The 17,501-nt window shown below is 70.9% G+C and carries 18 protein-coding genes; 9 read left to right on the plus strand and 9 right to left on the minus strand.

Features of this window, described 5'->3' with window-relative positions; genetic code table 11:
- Positions 1 to 146: 146 nt before the first annotated feature.
- A complete protein-coding gene (locus tag AAG895_RS04310) occupies positions 147 to 1,604 on the plus strand; it encodes a potassium transporter TrkG (RefSeq protein ID WP_345794326.1) in 1,458 nt (485 codons plus the stop codon).
- Here AAG895_RS04310 and AAG895_RS04315 read toward each other — a convergent pair.
- From AAG895_RS04315 to AAG895_RS04330, 4 genes are all read right to left on the minus strand, one after another.
- Positions 1,561 to 2,307 carry a response regulator gene (locus AAG895_RS04315; protein WP_345794327.1) on the minus strand — a complete coding sequence of 249 codons (747 nt, stop codon included), beginning with the start codon at positions 2,305 to 2,307 and terminating at the stop codon, positions 1,561 to 1,563. The genes AAG895_RS04310 and AAG895_RS04315 overlap by 44 nt on opposite strands.
- A complete protein-coding gene (locus AAG895_RS04320) occupies positions 2,308 to 3,429 on the minus strand; it encodes a DUF4118 domain-containing protein (RefSeq protein ID WP_345794328.1) in 1,122 nt (373 codons plus the stop codon).
- 61 nt (positions 3,430 to 3,490) lie between these two features.
- Positions 3,491 to 4,414, minus strand: coding sequence for a PA2778 family cysteine peptidase (locus AAG895_RS04325; protein WP_345794329.1), 924 nt, complete (start codon positions 4,412 to 4,414; stop codon positions 3,491 to 3,493).
- Positions 4,415 to 4,489: 75 nt separating this feature from the next.
- The gene (locus AAG895_RS04330; RefSeq protein WP_345794330.1) at positions 4,490 to 4,885 is read right to left on the minus strand and encodes a PA2779 family protein; all 396 of its coding nucleotides are present in this window, start codon (positions 4,883 to 4,885) and stop codon (positions 4,490 to 4,492) included.
- Positions 4,886 to 5,143: 258 nt separating this feature from the next.
- Here AAG895_RS04330 and AAG895_RS04335 point away from each other — a divergent pair, with 258 nt between their 5' ends.
- Positions 5,144 to 5,950, plus strand: a complete 807-nt coding sequence (locus AAG895_RS04335; protein WP_345794331.1) for a sulfite exporter TauE/SafE family protein — start codon at positions 5,144 to 5,146, stop codon at positions 5,948 to 5,950.
- A 77-nt stretch (positions 5,951 to 6,027) separates the two neighbouring features.
- Here the strand turns inward: AAG895_RS04335 and AAG895_RS04340 are convergent, their stop codons facing one another.
- From AAG895_RS04340 to AAG895_RS04360, 5 genes are read right to left on the minus strand one after another with little or no spacing between them, the layout of a single operon-like run.
- Positions 6,028 to 6,999, minus strand: coding sequence for a zinc ABC transporter substrate-binding protein (locus AAG895_RS04340; RefSeq protein ID WP_345794332.1), 972 nt, complete (start codon positions 6,997 to 6,999; stop codon positions 6,028 to 6,030).
- 34 nt (positions 7,000 to 7,033) lie between these two features.
- Positions 7,034 to 7,900, minus strand: coding sequence for a metal ABC transporter permease (locus AAG895_RS04345; RefSeq protein WP_345794333.1), 867 nt, complete (start codon positions 7,898 to 7,900; stop codon positions 7,034 to 7,036).
- Positions 7,897 to 8,694 (minus strand): ABC transporter ATP-binding protein, encoded by a 798-nt coding sequence (locus AAG895_RS04350; RefSeq protein WP_345794334.1) that lies wholly within the window; start codon positions 8,692 to 8,694, stop codon positions 7,897 to 7,899. Before AAG895_RS04350 ends, AAG895_RS04345 begins: the two co-directional genes overlap by 4 nt.
- Before the next feature lies 1 nt (position 8,695).
- Positions 8,696 to 8,947: a hypothetical protein gene (locus AAG895_RS04355; RefSeq protein ID WP_345794335.1), complete on the minus strand. Its 252-nt coding sequence runs from the start codon at positions 8,945 to 8,947 to the stop codon at positions 8,696 to 8,698.
- Positions 8,944 to 9,402 (minus strand): Fur family transcriptional regulator, encoded by a 459-nt coding sequence (locus tag AAG895_RS04360; RefSeq protein ID WP_345794336.1) that lies wholly within the window; start codon positions 9,400 to 9,402, stop codon positions 8,944 to 8,946. The genes AAG895_RS04355 and AAG895_RS04360 overlap by 4 nt, the downstream gene beginning before the upstream one ends.
- A 206-nt stretch (positions 9,403 to 9,608) precedes the next feature.
- On the opposite strand from AAG895_RS04360, the gene AAG895_RS04365 reads away from it, so the two are divergent.
- The 7 genes from AAG895_RS04365 (at position 9,609) to AAG895_RS04395 (ending at position 17,353) form a co-directional block, all read left to right on the plus strand.
- Positions 9,609 to 10,229 (plus strand): DUF2796 domain-containing protein, encoded by a 621-nt coding sequence (locus AAG895_RS04365; RefSeq protein WP_345794337.1) that lies wholly within the window; start codon positions 9,609 to 9,611, stop codon positions 10,227 to 10,229.
- A gap of 83 nt (positions 10,230 to 10,312) precedes the next feature.
- Complete coding sequence (locus AAG895_RS04370; RefSeq protein WP_345794338.1) at positions 10,313 to 10,996, plus strand: ATP-binding cassette domain-containing protein; 684 nt, start codon at positions 10,313 to 10,315, stop codon at positions 10,994 to 10,996.
- Positions 10,996 to 12,291 (plus strand): ABC transporter permease, encoded by a 1,296-nt coding sequence (locus AAG895_RS04375; RefSeq protein ID WP_345794339.1) that lies wholly within the window; start codon positions 10,996 to 10,998, stop codon positions 12,289 to 12,291. Before AAG895_RS04370 ends, AAG895_RS04375 begins: the two co-directional genes overlap by 1 nt.
- Positions 12,292 to 12,355: 64 nt before the next feature.
- Complete coding sequence (locus AAG895_RS04380) at positions 12,356 to 12,988, plus strand: DUF3299 domain-containing protein (RefSeq protein WP_345794340.1); 633 nt, start codon at positions 12,356 to 12,358, stop codon at positions 12,986 to 12,988.
- A 260-nt stretch (positions 12,989 to 13,248) separates the two neighbouring features.
- Positions 13,249 to 15,318 (plus strand): type I secretion system permease/ATPase, encoded by a 2,070-nt coding sequence (locus AAG895_RS04385; RefSeq protein ID WP_345795222.1) that lies wholly within the window; start codon positions 13,249 to 13,251, stop codon positions 15,316 to 15,318.
- Positions 15,318 to 16,739 carry an HlyD family type I secretion periplasmic adaptor subunit gene (locus AAG895_RS04390; RefSeq protein WP_345794341.1) on the plus strand — a complete coding sequence of 474 codons (1,422 nt, stop codon included), beginning with the start codon at positions 15,318 to 15,320 and terminating at the stop codon, positions 16,737 to 16,739. The genes AAG895_RS04385 and AAG895_RS04390 overlap by 1 nt, the downstream gene beginning before the upstream one ends.
- 2 nt (positions 16,740 to 16,741) lie before the next feature.
- Positions 16,742 to 17,353 carry a LuxR C-terminal-related transcriptional regulator gene (locus AAG895_RS04395; RefSeq protein ID WP_345794342.1) on the plus strand — a complete coding sequence of 204 codons (612 nt, stop codon included), beginning with the start codon at positions 16,742 to 16,744 and terminating at the stop codon, positions 17,351 to 17,353.
- Positions 17,354 to 17,501: the final 148 nt, after the last annotated feature.

The following is a 17,501-nucleotide window of genomic DNA, read 5'->3' on the forward strand; positions in this document are numbered from 1 at the left end:
GCGCCCTCTTTGCGTGTGCGCGCCGCGCTCGGTCGCGGCGGCAGGCTGCGCCCATGGTGCACTGCAAACTCTTAACGCCATCTTTACACGCACGGGCCTAGCATTCGCGGCGTCCCCCATCCTCCGCGGCGCGTGCCGTTGCTGCAATGCAGGCCTATTTTCCCGTCGTCAGTGTGCTCGGCATGATGCTGATGCTGTTCGGGCTGGTGATGGGCTTCCCGCTTGCCGTCTCCTTCGCCCTCGACGACGGCGCCACGGCGGCCTACGACCTCGCCATCCTCGCCACCTTCGCCTGCGGCCTGGCGATGTGGGCGGCGACGCGTCGCGCGCGCCGCGACCTGCACGTGTCCGACGGTTTCCTGCTGGTCGCGGCGACCTGGCTGGTCACCCCGGTGTTCGGCGCCCTGCCGCTGATGCTCTATCTCCCCGGACTGTCATTCACCGACGCCTACTTCGAGGCGGCCTCCGGGCTCACCACCACCGGCGCCACCGTGCTCACCGGGCTGGACGCACTGCCGATCTCGATCAATCTGTGGCGCTGCTTCATGCACTGGATCGGCGGCATGGGCGTCATCGTGCTGATGGTCGCGGTACTGCCCCTGCTCGGCATCGGCGGGCGGCAGATCTTCCGAGCCGAGACACCGGGCCCGATGAAGGAGTCCAGCCTGACACCGCGCATCGCCGAGACCGCAAAGGGCCTCTGGGGCGTCTATGCGATGCTCACCCTTGCCTGCGGGATCGCCCTCTGGCAGGCCGGCATGAGCCCCTGGGATGCGGTGATTCACGCCTTCTCGGTCATGGGCCTGGGCGGCTTCTCGACGCGCGATGCCAGTCTCGGCGCCTTCGACAGCGTGCCGATCGAGGTCGTGACGATCGTCTTTGCGCTGCTCTCCGGGATCAACTACGCGACGCATTACCTTGCCCTCATGCACCGCACGCCGCGTCCCTACGGCCAGGATCCGGAGCTGCGCTGGTTCTTCGGCGTGCTCGCGGTCACCGTCGTCTTCCTGACCGTGTACCTGATCGAGTCAGGTACCTATCGTGAGGGCGCGCTCGCGTTTCGCCACGTGTCGTTTCACGCCGTCTCGCTCGCCACCTCGCTCGGTCTTGCGACCTACGACTACACGACGTGGCCGATGTTCGCGCAGCTCTGGATCCTGTTCCTGAGCAGCTTCGCGGCCTGTTCCGGCTCGACCGGCGGCGGCGTCAAGATGATGCGCGCGATCATCCTCTACAAGCAGGTCCATCGCGAGATCGTCCGTGCGCTGCACCCGAGCGCGGTAGTGCCGCTGCGCCTGGGCAGCCAGCGCGTCTCCGACAACGTGCTGCATGCGGTGCTCGCCTTCAGTTTCATGTACATGGTCAGCATCGTCAGCCTGACGCTGTTACTGGCGGCCTCCGGGCTGGACCTGGTGGCGGCCTTCTCCGGCGTGGTGGCCTGCATCAACAACGCCGGGCCGGGCCTTGCAGCGCTGGGGCCGGCGGGCAACTACCAGGGGCTGAACGACTTCCAGACCTGGGTGATGAGCTTCGCGATGATCCTCGGCCGGCTCGAGATCTTCACGCTGCTGGTGGTGTTGAGTCCGGCGTTCTGGCGGCGCTGACAGGGTCGGACGCGAGCCGGTAGCCAACCCCGGGCTCGGTCAGGATGTGGGCGGGCAGGCGCGGATCCCGCTCGAGCTTGCGGCGCAGGCCCGCCATGTATACGCGCAGGTAGTGCGCGTGCTCGACGTGGTTCGGTCCCCAGGCGCCCGCGAGCAACTGGCGCTGCGTCACCACCCGGCCGGCGGCGGCAATCAGCAGGCCGAGCAGGCGGTACTCGATCGGGGTCAGGTGCACCGGTATGCCTGAACGTGTCACCCGGCGTTGCTCGAGATCGACCTCCACTTCGCCGAAGCCCACCTTCGCCGTCGCCTGCGGTGGACGCATCGCACGCCGCAGCAGGGCGCGCACGCGGGCGAGCAGTTCGCCGACGCCGAAGGGCTTGGGAAGGTAGTCGTCGGCGCCGGCATCGAGCGCTGCCACCTTGTCGGCCTCGTCGCTGCGCGCCGACAGCACCAGCACCGGCATCCCGCTCCAGCCGCGCAGTTCGGCGAGCAGCGCCATGCCGTCGCCGTCGGGCAGGCCGAGGTCGAGCACGAGCAGGTCGGGGCGGCGGCTGGCGAGCTCGATGCGTCCGCGCTCGAGCGCGGCGGCCTCATGCACGCTGAAGCCGTCGGACTCCAGCGCCGTCCGCACGAAGCGGCGGATGCCGGCGTCGTCTTCGACCAACAGCACGATGGGCGCGGGGTGGGAGGCGTTCTTCATCTATGGGGCGGCGAGATCTTCGTGTTCGGGCGGAGGCCGTTCGGGTTGTGGCGGCAGGGGCAGGCGCAGCGTGAAGCAGGCGCCGCCGCCGTCGCGATTGCGCGCTTCCACGGTGCCGGCATGCGCCTCGACGATCGCGCGCACGATCGCCAGACCAAGCCCGGTTCCGCTATCTCCCGTGGCGCCTGGCGAAGCGGTCGCGGATGGCTGCGGCGCGCGCACGAAACGCTCGAAGATGGCGTGCTCCCGCCCCGCTGGCAGGCCGCAGCCATCGTCGCAGACGCTGAGCGCCACAACCCCTGGGCGGGTGTCGGGCTCGTCGGCTGCGGGGCCGGCGGCGAGGCGGGCCGCGACCACGATGTGGCCGCCTGCGGGGGTGTGGGCGATGGCGTTGTCGATCAGGTTGCAGATCACGCGCTCGAGGAGCGCGGCGTCGGCCTGCAGCAGCGGCAGGTCCTCGGCCAGCTCGAGGTCGAGCCGGTGGTCACGCAGGGCCCGCGCCCGTGCCTGCAGTGCGCTGCCGACAAGCTCGTCGACTGCAATCCAGTCGAGCACGAGACGCGGTTGCGCCGACTGCAGGCGGGCGAGGTCGAGCAGATCGCGGGCGAGGGCATGGGTGCGCAGCGCCTCGAGCCGGATCGCCTCTGCCAGTTCGGCCTGCGCCGCCGGCAGCGGGGGGCCGGCAAGGGGAAGCGACTCGGCCAGTCCGGCGAGTGCGGTGAGCGGGGTGCGCAGGTCGTGCGACAGGGAGGCGAGCAGGGTGTTGCGCAGGCGCTCGGCGTCGGCCGCCAGTCGGGCCTGCGCCGCCTCCTCTGCGCGCGCCTCGGCCGTATCGCGCTCGCGACGCAGGCGCGCGGCGAGTTCGGCGGTGGTGAGCGCGACGGCGAGCAGCACCGCGAAGGTGAGCAGGTACTGCAGGTCCGACACCGCGAGGGTGAAATGCGGATGAACGAAGAAGAAGTCGAACAGCGCCACCGAGAGGAAGGCGGCGAACACCGCCGGCCCGCGTCCGAGCTGGATCGCGGAGAACAGCACCGCGAGCGGGAACAGCATCGCGATGTTGGCGAGATCGAACTGGCCGAGAAGTGGTGCGCCGAGGAGGGCGATCGCGACCACCGCCATGGCTGCCTTGGCGTAATCGGGCCAGCGCGGCGGGCGCGCCGGCCGCGGCGTGAGGGGCGCTTCAGCGCGCGGGCGTGGCGGCGTCGATCGCACGCAGGGTGTCGAGCAGGGTGGCGCGCAGCGGACCGGCGTTCGCCAGTCCACGCTCGACCGCCTGTCGTGCGGCGACAGGTTGGCCGAGTTCGAGCAGTACGCGCGCGCGGTTGTTGTGCGCAGCAGCGTGGCCGTGGGTCTCGGCCGCGCGCGCGAAGGCCGCCTCGGCGCCGCTGCGGTCGCCAGACGCGTACAGCGCGTTGCCCAGCCCCATCAGCAGTGCGTAGCTCTGCGGCCAGCGCTGCAGGCCGCCGCGGTATGCGGTCGCCGCCGCGGCGGGAGGTGCCGAACGCTCGAAGGCGACCAGGGCCGCGGTCGCCTCGGCCTCGCTGGCGGTCGCCGCCAGCCGGCCCGGAGGCAGGGTGACGAACGCCCAGTTCTCGCCGCGCCGCCAGGTGTGCTCGAAGGTGCGCAGCGCGAGCGCCTGGCGCTTCATCGGCCCCGAGCGCAGCAGGATCTCGCCGGCCTCGAGATCGTAGCCGACGGCCACCGCGTAGTGCCACGAGGGCGCCCACGACAGGCCGAGGTTCTGCAGCACGACGACGGGATGACCGGCTGCCAGTTCGCGGAACAGGGCCTCGAGTGTGGGGGGAACGAGGGTGGCGACCGCGCCGCTGCGACGCGCGCCGGCGAGCATCTCGACCTGCAGGGACCCGGCGCGACCCGGCAGGAAGACGTGATCGACGAGTGTCTCGGGCCGTGTCGGCAGCCCTGCGGCGGAGAGGCTGGTGGCGAGTGCGGCCGGCCCGCAGAAGTGGCTGTCGTCCGGGAAGAACGGCGTGTCGACGAGCTCGATGCGGCTCGGCAAGCCGGTGGGCGGCTGGGACAGCAAGGCCGGCGTCTGCGTCGCACAGCCGCCGGCGAGCAGCGCCGCTAGCAGCAATGCGAGCAAGAAGAAAGCAGACGGTCGGCTTCGCGGCGCGCCCGGGGTCGAGGCGCGGACACGGTTGCCGGCAGTCATGCCGCGTCAGCGGATCGAGCGCGTGAAGGGGAAGACCTTGGTGAGCCCCAGGATGTCGGTGAACAGCAGCACGAAGAACACCAGCAGGATGGCGCCGATGATGCCGCCCGCCGGTGCGCTGTCGATCTGGTTCGCCAGGCGCGTGGCCTCGGCATCGGTGAGCGCGGCGATGCGTTCCTGGGCGAGGGCGGGATCGACGCCCTGGCGCAGCAGTTCGGCGCGCACGTCGTCGCGGGCCAGCGCCGCGGCGAGGCGGGCATGCCCGGACTCGGTCTGCGATGCGTCGGCGAGACGGGCCGCCTCCTCGGTGGATACCAGCGCGGCGTGGGCCGTCTGCATGGCACTGACGTTGAGGACGCTGACGCTGAGCACGATGGCGAGCAGGCGCTGAATTCGTTTCATTGTTTTCTCCTCGATCGGTTGCGGGGTGCAGTAACCGTCGTGTTTGCCAACGGCGGCCTGCAACTATAGGTGATCCGGATCGATGCGGCGCGCGCATGGCGGGGAAAGAGTGCATCGAGTTGCTTCCGTCGGCGCGGACCGTGCATGCCCGCGGAAGGCGCGGCTTGCCGGCGCAGGCCGGGGTGGTTGATCATTCACCGCTTTGCCGACCGGCGCGCGCCGGCCGGCGATGCGAATCCAAAACAAGAGAGATCCCCGATGGATGTCGATATCTGGTGGCTCGCCTACCCCGTGCTCGGGGCCGCGGTGGGCTTTTTCGCCGGTCTGCTCGGCGTGGGCGGCGGCGGCATCATGGTGCCGATGCTGACGACCTTCTTCCTTGCCCAGGGCTTCCCGCAGTCGCAGGTGGTGCATCTCGCGCTCGGGACCTCGATGGCGGCGATCGTGCTGACCTCGGTTTCCAGCCTGCGCGCCCACCACGCCAGAGGCGCGGTGCGCTGGGACGTGGTGCGCGCGATCACGCCGGGCATCCTGCTCGGCACCTTCGGCGCCACCTTCATCGCCTCGCGGGTGGATACGGTGCCGCTGGCGATCTTCTTCGCGGTGTTCATGGCCTACGTGTCGATCCAGATGCTGCTCAACATCAAGCCCAAGCCCTCGCGCGAGCTGCCCGGAACGCTCGGCATGAGCGTGGCCGGTCTCGGTATCGGTGGCGTTTCGGCGCTGGTGGCGATCGGCGGCGGCTCGCTGTCGGTGCCGTTCATGACCTGGTGCAACGTCAAGCTGCAGAACGCGATCGGCACCTCGGCGGCGATCGGCCTGCCGATCGCGCTCGCCGGTACGGTGGGCTATCTCGTCAACGGCTGGGGGGCGCCCGACATGCCGGCGCTCACCCTCGGCTACGTCTATCTGCCGGCGCTCGTGCTGGTGTCGCTGGTCAGCACGTTCTTCGCGCCGATCGGTGCGAGTCTCGCCCACCGCCTGCCGGTGGCGACACTGAAGAAGGTGTTCGCCGGTCTGCTGATGGTGCTGTGCGCAAAGATGCTGCACAGCATCTTTGCCTGAGGCCCGGTTTCCCGGGGGCGCTCATCCGCCGTGCCCGAGCCCGCCGCCGCACGTTGCGCCCGCGCGGGCGCTGCGCCTCAGTCTGCAGCGCCCGTTGCGCCGAGCGCGTCGCGGATGACGCCGAGGTTGGCGCGCATCATCTTCACGTAGCTGGGCGCCGGACCGTCCGCCGTGGACAGCGCATCCGAATACAGCGTGCCGCCGACGGCGGCGCCGCTCTCGCTGCGGATGCGCTCGATCAGACGCGGATCGGCGACGTTCTCGATGAAGACTGCCGGCACCTTCTCCGATTTCAGCTGGCGGATGAGGCGGGCGACGCCCTTGGCGGTCGGCTCGGCGTTGTTGGAGACGCCGACCGGGGCCAGGAAGTCGATGCCGTAGGCGCGGCCGAAGTAGGCGAAGGCGTCGTGCGAGCTGACGACCTTGCGACGCTCGGCCGGCAGGGCGGCGAAGGTGCTGCGGATCTCGTCGTCGAGGGCCTGCAGTTCGGCGTCGTAGCGCGCGGCGTTGTCGCGGTAGGCGGACGCACCCGCGGGGTCGGCCGCGGCGAGCGCGGTGGCGATGTTCGCAACATAGCGGCGGACGTTGCCGACGTCCTGCCAGGCGTGCGGATCGGCTGCTTCGCCGCGTTTGTTTCCGGTCTCGTGGGTGTGAGCGTGATGGTGGCCGTGATCGTCGTCCGCGCGCATCGTCAGCGTGGGGACGCCGTCGCTCGCCACCACCACCGTGCCCTTGAAGCCGCCCGCGCGCGCCAGACGCAGCATCCAGTCGTCGAAGCCGAGGCCGTTGACCACGACCACTGCGGCCGCGCCGATCTCGCGCGCATCCGAGGGGCGTGGCTGGAAGGCATGGGCGTCGGCGTCGGGGCCGACCAGGGTACGCACCTTCACCCGTTCGCCGCCGACCTCGCTGACCAGGTCGCCCAGCACGCTGAAGCTGGCGGCGACCTCGAGGGTCTGGGCGTGGGCACCGCCGCCTGCGAGCAGGAGGACGGCGGCGAGCGGGCGCAGGCGGGCGGCGAGGCGGCAGGGAAGGCTGGACTTGGTCATGGAAGCGGGGTCAGGGGTCGGAAGGCGGGAGAGCTCAGGATTCGAGGTGATGGCGCACCGGCAGGCGACCGGCGAGCAGCCCGCCGGGTGCGGCGAGCAGCGACACGAAGTACACCAGTCCGCACATCAGCACGATCGCCGGGCCGGCGGGCACGTCGGCATGGAAGGACAGCAGCAGTCCGGCGACGCCGCTGGAGAGGGCGAACAGCACGGCGAGCAGCAGCAGCATCGGCAGACCCTTCGCCCACAGGCGCGCGGCCGCCGAGGGCAGGATCATGATGCCCACTGCCATCAGCGTGCCGAGCGCATGGAAGCCGCTCACCAGGTTGATCACCACCAGCATCAGGAAGCCGTAATGCGCGACCGGCGACCAGCCGCTCACTCCGCGCAGGAAGGCGGGGTCGAAGCACTCCATCACCAGCGGGCGGAAGAGCACGGCAAGGCTCACCAGGGTCACGCTCGCGATGGCCGCGATCAGCAGCAGCGAGGGGTCGTCGAGGCCGAGCACCGAGCCGAAAAGCACGTGCAGCAGATCGAGGTTCTGCCCGCGCAGCGACACGATCATCACCCCTGCAGCGAGCGACAGCAGATAGAAGGCGGCCAGGCTTGCATCCTCCTTGAGCACCGAGGCGCGCGTCACCAGGCCGGCGGCGAACACCACCACCAGGCCGGCGATGATCCCGCCCACGGTCATCGCGCCGAGCGACAGGCCGAAGGCGAGGTAGCCGAGCGCCGCGCCGGGCAGGATGGCGTGGCTCATGGCGTCGCCCATCAAACTCATGCGGCGCAGCAGCAGGAACACCCCGACCGGGGTGGCGCCGAGCGCCAGGGCGAGGCAGCCGGCGAGCGCGCGGCGCATGAAGGCGAACTCGGTGAAGGGGGAGATGAAGAAGTCGATCACGGGGTGTGCCGCGGGTGGATGGCGGGCGTGGGAAGCCCGGGCGGGAGCTCGATGTGGCACTCGGGCGCGCGCTCGTCGAAGGCCTCCGACAGGCGGCGCGCGCGCGCGAGCAGTGCGGGCGTCAGCACCTCGGCGGTGGGGCCGAAGGCGACCGGCTCGCGCGACAGCAGCAGCGCGGTGGGGAAGTGGCGGCGCACCTGTTCGAGGTCGTGCGCCACGGTGAGGATGGTGCGGCCTTCGGCGTGCCAGCCGAGGATCAGCCCGACGAGGTCGTCCACCGTGCGGCTGTCGATGGCGGCGAAGGGCTCGTCGAGCAGGATCAGCGGCGCGTCCTGCAGCATCAGGCGGGCAAAGCGCGCGCGTTGCAGCTGCCCGCCCGACAGCGAGCCGATCGGGCGCGACTCGAAGCCGGCCAGCCCGACCGCCTCCAGCGCACCCCGCACGCGCTTGCGCTGAGCGCGCGACAGTCCGCCGAAGGCGCCGATCTCGCGCCAAAGGCCCATCGCCACCACGTCGAACACCGAGACCGGGAAGCTGTGGTCGATCTCGCCGCGCTGCGGCAGGTAGGCCAGCCCGCCGGGCGGCAATCCGGGCAGCAGGATGCGGCCGCCGATCGGACGCAACTCGCCGGCCAGGCCCTTCAGCAGCGTGGACTTGCCCGCGCCGTTCGGCCCCACGACCGCGACCAGCGCGCCGGCGGGGATGTCGGCACTGAGGTGGTGTACCGCCGGGTGGCGGTCGTAGCCGAGGGTGAGGTTGTCGAGGCGGATCATCGGCAGCACGGCGGTGTCCATGTCAGCGCAGCGCCCACAGCACCGCGGTCCACAGCAGGACGAGGGCGAGGGCGGCGACGCCGAGGCGGGCGGGCAGGCTGGCGCCGAGCAGGCTGCGCGCGGGGAAGGGGCGCAGGCGTGCGGGTGCGCGTTCGGCAGCCGCTCTCGGCGGCTCGGCGTGCACATGTGCATGATCGTGCCCTTCTCCATGCGCATGTCCATGTGCGTGGGCGTGCGCATGGGCCGCGGCGGTCGTGTGCTCGGCTGGGCTCATGGCAGGCGTGCCTTCGTGCCGGCGCGTCCGCATTCGGGGCAGGCGCCGTGGAGGACGAGTTCTGCGCGATCGACCTCGAAGCCGGCCGGCAGCGCCGGGCTGGCGGTTGCGGGGACGTCTTCCAGGCACAGGATCTGGCCGCACTGGTCACAGTGGAAGTGGGCGTGGCGGTGGTCGCCGCCGCGGTGGATCTCGAAGCGCCATGCGCGCTCGCCGCCGGCAATCCGGCGTGCGATGCCCTGTTCCACCAGCCAGTCGAGCGCGCGGTAGAGCGTGACGCGATCGTGGGCGATGCCATCGGCGCCGAGGGCCGCGCCGAGTTCGTCGTGCGAAAGCGGGTGGGCCGCAGCCTGGAGCGCCTCGATTACGGCGACCCGCGTGCGCGTGACGCGGCCGCCATGGGCGGCGATGAGCTCGCGGGCGGCAGGGTGGGGGTAAGCGCTGGCGTCGGGCATGGATGGCTGGGCAATTGCGACGGCGGAACCGCAGAGGGCTGGCCGCGTCGGATGTTTTGATGCAACATTGTAGCATTAGACGTCGCGACTGAGGCCAGCCCGCCTGCCGTCCGCCAGCACTTGGTTTGCACCGCGCCCGGCCTGGCGCGCTACGTCGGATTCAACCCGTGAGGCTTCGGGCTTCACACCAAGCGTTCGACCTGCTCATGAAAGATCTCTCCTGCCCCCTAGTCCGCCACACGATCTACGCCCTGTCCGCATTCGCGTTCGCGCAGCCCGTCCTCGCCCAGCACGCCGGTGGCGCGCATGAGCACGGCGTGGCCGAGCTCAGTGTCGCCACCGAAGGCGCGACGCTGGTGATCGAGATCGTCTCCCCCCTCGATAATCTCGTCGGCTTCGAGCATGCACCGGCCAGCGCCGCGCAGCGCCGGGCGCTCGCCACTGCCGAGGCGCAGCTGCGCGATGCGCCGGGCCTGTTCAGGCTGCCGGCGGCGGCTGGGTGCGCGCTTGCCGAGGTCCGTATCGAGGGGGGCTGGATGGGAGGGGCGGCAGCCGCCAAGGAGCAAGCTGCGCGCCCGGCCAGGGCGCACGACCACGACCACGACAAGGCGCACGAGCACGGCGCGGCCTCCGCCGACGAGGGCGGGCATGCGGACGTGATGGCGAGCTACCGCTTCGATTGCGCGCAGCCGCAGGCCCTCGATGCGATCGACACGCAGCTGTTCGCAGTCTTCCCCCGCCTGCGCGAGGTTCGTGCGGCCAGGGCGACTGCCGGCGGGCAGGGCGCGCTGGTGCTGCGACCGGGCCGCACGGTCCTGCCCTTGTGATGGGCGCTGTAGGGCGCGGCGGGTTGGCGGCGGCCGAGGTTCGGGCAGGCCGAGCGGCGTCCGCTGCGGTGCGGATCGACGCCTTGCGCTACCGCTGGCCGGGCGCTGCGCGTGATTGCCTGGCCATCGACCAGCTCGCGATCGCGCCGGGCGAGCGCGTCTTCCTGCGCGGCGCGAGCGGCAGTGGCAAGACCACGCTGCTTTCGCTCGTAGGCGGGGTGGTTCTGCCGCAGGCCGGCGTGGTGGAGGTGGATGGACAATCGCTCGGTGCGCTTTCGGCGGGTGCGCGCGATCGCTTTCGTGCCGACCATGTCGGCTTCGTGTTCCAGCTCTTCAACCTGCTGCCTTACCTCTCTGCGCGCGACAACATCGAGCTCGCCTGCCGCTTCTCGCCCGCGCGCCAGGCGCGCATCGCGGCCGCCGGCGCCACGGTGGCGGCCGAGGCGGCGCGCCTCGCCGCGCGCCTGGATCTTGCCCATGGACTCCTCGAACGGCCGGCGGCGCAACTCTCGGTCGGCCAGCAGCAGCGCGTGGCCGCTGCGCGCGCGCTGATCGGCCGCCCCGGGCTGGTGGTGGCGGACGAGCCCACCTCGGCGCTCGACGCCGACCGCCAGCAGGCCTTCATCGACCTGCTCGGCGAGGAGTGCGCGGCGGCAGGGGCGGCGCTGCTCTTCGTCAGCCACGACCAGCGGCTTGCGGCGCACTTCGATCGCGTGCTCGATCTTGGCCGTATCAACCGTGCGTCGACGGCCGGGGAGGGCGCCTGATGAGCCCGGTGCTCGGACTTTCGCTGCGCAGCATCGCCAACCGGCGCCTGTCGGTGGCGCTCACCGTGATCGCGGTGGCGCTGGCGGTCGCGCTGCTGACCGGGGTCGAGCGCGTGCGCACGGATGCGCGCGCCGGATTCGCCCAGACGATCTCCGGCACCGACCTGGTCGTTGGCGCGCGCAGCGGACCGGTTCAGCTGCTGCTGTATTCGGTGTTCCACCTCGGCAATGCGACCAACAACGTGTCGTGGGCGAGCATCGAGCACATGGCAACGCTGCCGCAGGTCAAGTGGCTGGTGCCGATTGCGCTCGGTGACTCGCACCGCGGCCACCGCGTGATCGGCACGCGCGCTGCGTTCTTCGAGCACTATCGACATGGCGAGGGACGCGCGCTGGTGTTTGCCCAGGGGCGCTCCTTCGCCGATGCGCCGGAGCAGGTCGCGGGCCTGTTCGAGGTCGTGATCGGTGCCGAGGTCGCTGTGCGCCACGGTTATCGGATCGGCCAGCAGATCGTGCTCAGCCACGGCAGCCTGGGGGGCGAGGGCGGTCCGCGCTTCGCCGACCATGCCGACAAGCCCTTCACCATCGTCGGCATCCTCGCCCGCAGCGGCACCCCGGTGGACCGCGCCTTGCTCGTGAGCCTGGAGGCGATCGAGGCGATCCATGTCGACTGGCATGGCGGCGCGCCCATCCCCGGGGTGAAGATCGCGCCCGAGCATGTGCGCAAGTTCGACCTGCAGCCGAAGTCGGCGACCGCCGCGCTGGTCGGCCTCGACAGCCGCACCGCGGTGTTCCGCGTGCAGCGCCAGATCAACACCTACCCGGGCGAGGCGCTGACCGCGATCCTGCCCGGCGCCACCCTGCAGGAGCTGTGGGGCCTGGTCGGCGTCGCCGAGAAGGCGCTGCTTGCAGTGTCCGCGCTGGTGGTGGCGGTGGGCCTGGCGGGCATGGTGGCGATGGTGGTGGCGAGCCTCGGCGAGCGCCGGCGCGAGCTGGCCATCCTGCGCGCGCTCGGCGCCAGCCCAGGGCAGGTTTTCGCGCTGCTCGCGGTGGAGAGCGCGCTGCTGGCGCTCGCCGGGATCGCGCTCGGGCTGGCGCTGCTGTATGGTGCCGGCGCTCTCGTCTCGCCCTGGCTGGCGGCCGAGCACGGATTGCAGCTGAGCCTGGGCTGGCCGCGCGCCGGCGAGTGGCGCCTGCTCGGCGCGGTGCTGGCGGCGAGCCTGATCGCCAGCCTGGTGCCGGCGCTGCGCGCCTATCGCTACTCGCTGGCGGACGGCATGAGCGTTCGCGTGTGAGCCCTGCGGGCCGGCAGTGTGCGGGGGACGGAACAATGATGAATCGAACGGAGCGGGATCGGCCATGAAGAATTGGAACAGGGCGCCGGCGCGCGCACGCACGGCGGCGGCGCTTGCGCTCGTGCTCGCGTTGGCAGGCGGGGTTCTGCCTGCGCACGCGCAATCGCGTGCGGGCAGCAGCGGCTACCAGGTCGGCGATCGCCTCGCGGCGCCCGCGCCGGCGGGCCAGGGTGCGTTCCGCGAGATCAGCTGGGACGACCTCATCCCCACCGACTGGAACCCCGAGGGCTTTCTGGCCGACCTGAAACTCGACGACCTCCAGGACGCCGACCCGCGCGCGATGGAGGCGATGCAGCGTCTGCGCGAGGAGTGGGACCGTGCCCCGGTGGTCGAGCGCTTGGCCGGCGCGCAAGTGCGCATCCCCGGCTTCGTCGTGCCGCTCGAGACCGATGGCGAGCAGATCCGCGAGTTCCTGCTCGTGCCCTATTTCGGTGCCTGCGTTCATGTGCCGCCGCCGCCGGCGAACCAGCTGATCCACGTGATTCCCGACAAGCCGGTGCCGGCGGGCTGGAACATGCTGCCGGTGTGGGTGAATGGGGTGATGGCGGTGGGCCGGGTGGACTCCGAGATGGGGGTGGCCGGTTACCAGCTGCGCGGGGTGGCGGTGGAGGAGTATCGGGAGCCGCTGCCGGAATGATCCCCGCACGCGCCGGCGTGCCAACCGCCGCGGCGGCGGTGTGATCGAATTAACGTGCGGACTGCGGTTGCGCGCGGGGCTGGGGTGGCCTGCCCCTAGAATGCGTCCATTGCTCAATATCGGTGTGCCTGCGCGTGGACCAGCCCGTACCTAGCCTCGAACTCCTCCGATCGACCGCGGGCGAGACTTCTGCCGCGACCGACCCGGCCGAACCCCGCGCCACCGACGCCTTGCTCGGTTGCCTGCTCGCCGTGGCGCAGATGCACGGCGTTTCGGTCACGCCCGATGCAATCCTGGCCGGGCTTCCACTGGAGGGGGCGCGGCTGACGCCCGCGCTCTTCGAGCGCGCCGCCCAGCGCGCCGGCCTGACCAGCCGCATCGTCCGCCAGCCTCTCGGCCATCTCGAGCCGGCCCTGCTGCCGGCCGTCCTGCTGCTCCATGGCGAGCAGGCCTGCGTGCTCTTGTCCTGCGACGCCGAGGGCAGCTGCCAGGTCGTGTTTCCCGAGCTCGGCGAGTCTGCGGTCACGCTGGCGCGCGACGAGCTGCGCGCGCGCTACGCCGGCTTCACGCTCTACGCCCGGCCGCGCCATCGCTTCGACGCGCGCACGCCCGAGGTCCGGACGAATCGCTCCGGGCACTGGTTCTGGAGCGTCATGGCCGAGAACCGCCGCCTGTATCGCGACGTGCTCGCCGCGGCGCTCATCATCAACCTGTTCGCCCTCGCGCTGCCGCTGTTCTCGATGAACGTCTATGACCGCGTGGTGCCGAACAACGCGGTCGAGACGCTGTGGGCGCTCGCAGTCGGCGTGCTCGTGGTGGTCTGTGCCGATCTCGCGCTGCGCACCCTGCGCGGCTACTTCGTGGACCTGGCGGGCAGCCGGGCGGACGTCAAGCTGTCGGCGGCGATCATGGAGAAGGTGCTCGGCCTGCGCATGGAAGTGCGTCCCGACTCGGTGGGCTCCTTCGCCTCCAATCTGCGCGCCTTCGAGGCCGTGCGCGATTTCATCAGCTCGGCAACCGTCACGGCCTTCATCGACGTTCCGTTCGCGCTGCTCTTCCTCCTCGTCATCGGCTGGATCGCGTGGCCGATGGTGATCCCCTTCGTGGTCGGCATCGCGCTGCTGTTGCTGTATTCGCTGACCGTCCAGCGCCGCATGCACGCACTCGCCGAAACCACCTACCGCGCGAGCGCACAGCGCAACGCGACCCTGGTCGAGGGGCTGGTGGGCCTGGAGACGGTCAAGGCGCTCGGCGCGGAGTCGATCCTGCAGGGCAGGTGGGAGAAGAGCGCCGCGCTGGTGGCAAGCGTCGGCACCCGTCTGCGGCTGCTGGCCGCGACCTCGTCGAACGGTGCGCTGTGGGTGCAGCAGATGGTCAGTCTGGCGACCATCGTCATCGGCGTCTATCTCATCCAGGACGGGCTGCTGACCATGGGCGGGCTGATCGCCTGCTACCTGCTGTCGTCGCGCGCGATGGCGCCGATCGGCCAGGTCGCGGGCCTGCTCGTGCAGTACCACTCGGCGTCCACCGCCTTCGAGTCGCTCGAGGAGCTGATGAAGCGCCCGGTCGAGCGTCCCCAGGACAAGCGCTTCGTCAGCCGGCCGCGGCTGGCGGGCGACATCGAGTTCCGCAACGTCAGCTTCGCCTATGGCGAGGACGAGGTGCCGGTGCTGCGCGACGTGTCGTTCTCGATCCGGGCCGGCGAGCGCGTGGGTGTGCTCGGCCGGGTCGGCTCGGGCAAGACCACGCTCGAGAAGCTGATCCTCGGTCTCTACCAGCCGACCGGCGGCGCGGTGCTCGTGGATGGCATCGACCTGCGCCAGCTCGACCCCGCCGAACTGCGCCGCAACATCGGCTACGTGCCACAGGACGTCACCCTGTTCTACGGCTCGCTGCGCGACAACATCGTCATGGGCATGCCGCAGGCCGATGACGACAAGGTGGTGCAGGCAGCGCGCATCGCCGGCATCGCCGAGTTCGTCGATGCGCATCCCCACGGCTACGCGATGCTGGTCGGTGAGCGCGGCGAGTCCTTGTCCGGCGGTCAGCGCCAGGCGGTGGCGATCGCGCGGGCGATGATCAGCGATCCGCCGATCCTGCTGCTCGACGAGCCTACGGCGTCGATGGACCACGCGAGCGAGGAGGCGGTCAAGCAGCAGCTGCGGCGCCACGCGGCGGGCAAGACGGTGATCGTCATCACGCACCGCACGTCCCTGCTCGATCTGGTCGACCGCATCATCGTCGTCGATGCCGGCCGGATCGTCGCCGACGGTCCGAAGGCCCAGGTGGTCGAGGCCCTGCGCCAGGGCCGCATCGGGAGGGCTGCCTGATGTTGCCCAGGATGCAGCAGGCACTGTTCGCCAAGGGTGGCGCGGTGACGCAGGACGGCAAGGCTTCGGCGGGCGGTTCGATGCTCGACCTCGTGCTCGATCGCGCCGCGCGCAGCGACCGGCCGGACGCGGGCGACTGGGTCGGCGAGGCGGATTGGGCCCGCCTGCAGCAGGAACCCCTGCGCGCGCGCGGCCTGTTGTGGGGAACCGGGTTCGTGGTTGCCCTGTTGCTGTTGTGGGCCGCCTTTGCCGAACTCGACGAAGTCACCCGTGGCGAGGCGCGGGTGATTCCGAGTTCACAGCTGCAGGTGGTGCAGTCGGTCGATGGCGGCGTGGTCGAGTCGCTCGCGGTGCGCGAGGGCCAGACGGTTGACGCCGGAGAGCTGCTGCTGCGCATCGACCCCACGCGCTTCGTCTCCAACCTGCTCGAGAGCCGGGCGACCGCGCAGGCGCTGCAGGCCAAGGCTGCACGGCTGGAGGCGCTCGGGCGCGGCGGGCCGTTCTCGGTGCCGGAGGAGCTCGAGCGCGAGATTCCGGAGATCGTCGCCCATGAGCGCAGGCTCTACGAGACCAGCCGCGAGGGCATCGAGGCCCAGATCGCCATCGCCCGCCAGCAGCTGAACCAGCGCCAGCAGGAGTTGAACGAGGCGCGTGCGCGCCGCGACCAGGCCGCGCGCAGCCTGGAGCTGGCCGAACGCGAGTTGAGCGTGACGCGGCCGCTGGTCAAGTCGGGCGCGGTGTCCGACGTAGACATCCTGCGCCTGGAGCGCGACGTCTCCCGCATGCGCGGCGAGCGCGACCAGGCCGCGGCGCAGATCTCGCGCGTACAGGCGGCGATCACCGAGGCCGAGGGCAAGATCCAGGAGGTCGAGCTCGCCGTGCGCAACCAGTGGCGGGCCGAGCTTTCGGAGACCATGAGCAAGCTCGGCAGCCTGTCGGAGGGGGCGCGCGGACTGGAGGATCGCGTGAAGCATGCGGAGATCCGCTCGCCGGTGCGCGGCACGGTCAAGCGTCTGCTGGTCAACACCGTCGGTGGCGTGGTGCAGCCGGGTAAGGAGGTGGTCGAGATCGTGCCGCTGGACGACGCGCTGATCCTCGAGGCGCGCGTCAAGCCCAAGGACATCGCCTTCCTGCGCCCGCAGCAGCCGGCGGTGGTGAAGTTCTCCGCCTACGACTTCGCGATCTACGGTGGCCTCGAGGCGGTTGTCGAGCACATCTCGGCGGATACCGTCGCCGATGACAAAGGCAATGCCTTCTACATCGTGCGTGTGCGTACGCTGGAGCGCCAGCTTGGGGAGGGGCTGCCGATCATTCCGGGCATGGTGGCCGACGTGGACATCCTCACCGGCAAGAAGACCGTGCTCGCCTATCTCGCCAAGCCGGTGCTGCGCGCCAAGGCGAACGCGCTGACGGAGCGTTGAGCATGACCGCTCACATCTTCGTCAGCCCCGAGGCGCGCGTGCTCGCGTCGTGGCGCAGCGCTTTTCCCGGGCTCTCCAGCGTTCCGTCGCTGGCGGCGCTTCCGCCGCGCCCGGGTGAGGCCGTGCTGTGGCTGGATGCCGAGCGCGATACGTGGGTGAACGACGCCCGCGTGCTCGCGGCGCGCGGCGACCGCGTCGTGGTGCTGTCGTCGGCGCCGTCGAGCGACCAGGCGCAGACGGCACTCGAGGCGGGCGCACGCGCGTATTGCCACGCCTATGCCACGCCAGAGCTGCTGCGAGAGGTGGCGGTGGTGGTGCGCCATGGCGGGCTGTGGGTCGGCCCCGAGCTGCTTGCACGCATGATCCGCGCGGTGGTTCCGGTCGTGCCGCCGGCGCCGGTCGCGGCGCCGTTGGCGGCCGAACTCGATGGGCTGAGCGCGCGCGAGCGCGCGGTCGCGGCCGCGGTGGCCGAGGGGCTCACGAACAAGGAGGTCGCGCTCCGTCTCGACATCACCGAGCGCACGGTCAAGGCGCACCTCGCCGCCGTGTTCGAGAAGGTGGGGGTTCGCGACCGCCTGCAACTGGCGCTGCTGGTTTCCCGCCTTCCGGCGTGATCTTCTCACGGCTGCGAGCGTGACATAGTTCGCAGCCTGTCCACCCGGCCAATGGCGGCCGACCGGGCCCCTCCGTACCCTCTGGGACATCATGGTTCATGGCGTCCGCCCGCGTCTCCCGACCGGCGGAAGGCTTCACGGAGAAAGG

This window comes from Thauera sp. JM12B12, assembly GCF_039614725.1.
In the GTDB taxonomy this organism is placed as follows: domain Bacteria; phylum Pseudomonadota; class Gammaproteobacteria; order Burkholderiales; family Rhodocyclaceae; genus Thauera.

Excerpts from the sequence above, each read along its gene's own strand:
- AAG895_RS04310 (WP_345794326.1), top strand. The coding sequence starts at position 147 with ATGCAGGCCTATTTTCCCGTCGTCAGTGTGCTCGGCATGATGCTGATG.
- AAG895_RS04315 (WP_345794327.1), bottom strand. The coding sequence starts at position 2,307 with ATGAAGAACGCCTCCCACCCCGCGCCCATCGTGCTGTTGGTCGAAGAC.
- AAG895_RS04320 (WP_345794328.1), bottom strand. The coding sequence starts at position 3,429 with ATGGCGGTGGTCGCGATCGCCCTCCTCGGCGCACCACTTCTCGGCCAG.
- AAG895_RS04330 (WP_345794330.1), bottom strand. The coding sequence starts at position 4,885 with ATGAAACGAATTCAGCGCCTGCTCGCCATCGTGCTCAGCGTCAGCGTC.
- AAG895_RS04335 (WP_345794331.1), top strand. The coding sequence starts at position 5,144 with ATGGATGTCGATATCTGGTGGCTCGCCTACCCCGTGCTCGGGGCCGCG.
- AAG895_RS04340 (WP_345794332.1), bottom strand. The coding sequence starts at position 6,999 with ATGACCAAGTCCAGCCTTCCCTGCCGCCTCGCCGCCCGCCTGCGCCCG.
- AAG895_RS04350 (WP_345794334.1), bottom strand. The coding sequence starts at position 8,694 with ATGGACACCGCCGTGCTGCCGATGATCCGCCTCGACAACCTCACCCTC.
- AAG895_RS04355 (WP_345794335.1), bottom strand. The coding sequence starts at position 8,947 with ATGAGCCCAGCCGAGCACACGACCGCCGCGGCCCATGCGCACGCCCAC.
- AAG895_RS04360 (WP_345794336.1), bottom strand. The coding sequence starts at position 9,402 with ATGCCCGACGCCAGCGCTTACCCCCACCCTGCCGCCCGCGAGCTCATC.
- AAG895_RS04365 (WP_345794337.1), top strand. The coding sequence starts at position 9,609 with ATGAAAGATCTCTCCTGCCCCCTAGTCCGCCACACGATCTACGCCCTG.
- AAG895_RS04375 (WP_345794339.1), top strand. The coding sequence starts at position 10,996 with ATGAGCCCGGTGCTCGGACTTTCGCTGCGCAGCATCGCCAACCGGCGC.
- AAG895_RS04380 (WP_345794340.1), top strand. The coding sequence starts at position 12,356 with ATGAAGAATTGGAACAGGGCGCCGGCGCGCGCACGCACGGCGGCGGCG.
- AAG895_RS04385 (WP_345795222.1), top strand. The coding sequence starts at position 13,249 with ATGCACGGCGTTTCGGTCACGCCCGATGCAATCCTGGCCGGGCTTCCA.
- AAG895_RS04390 (WP_345794341.1), top strand. The coding sequence starts at position 15,318 with ATGTTGCCCAGGATGCAGCAGGCACTGTTCGCCAAGGGTGGCGCGGTG.
- AAG895_RS04395 (WP_345794342.1), top strand. The coding sequence starts at position 16,742 with ATGACCGCTCACATCTTCGTCAGCCCCGAGGCGCGCGTGCTCGCGTCG.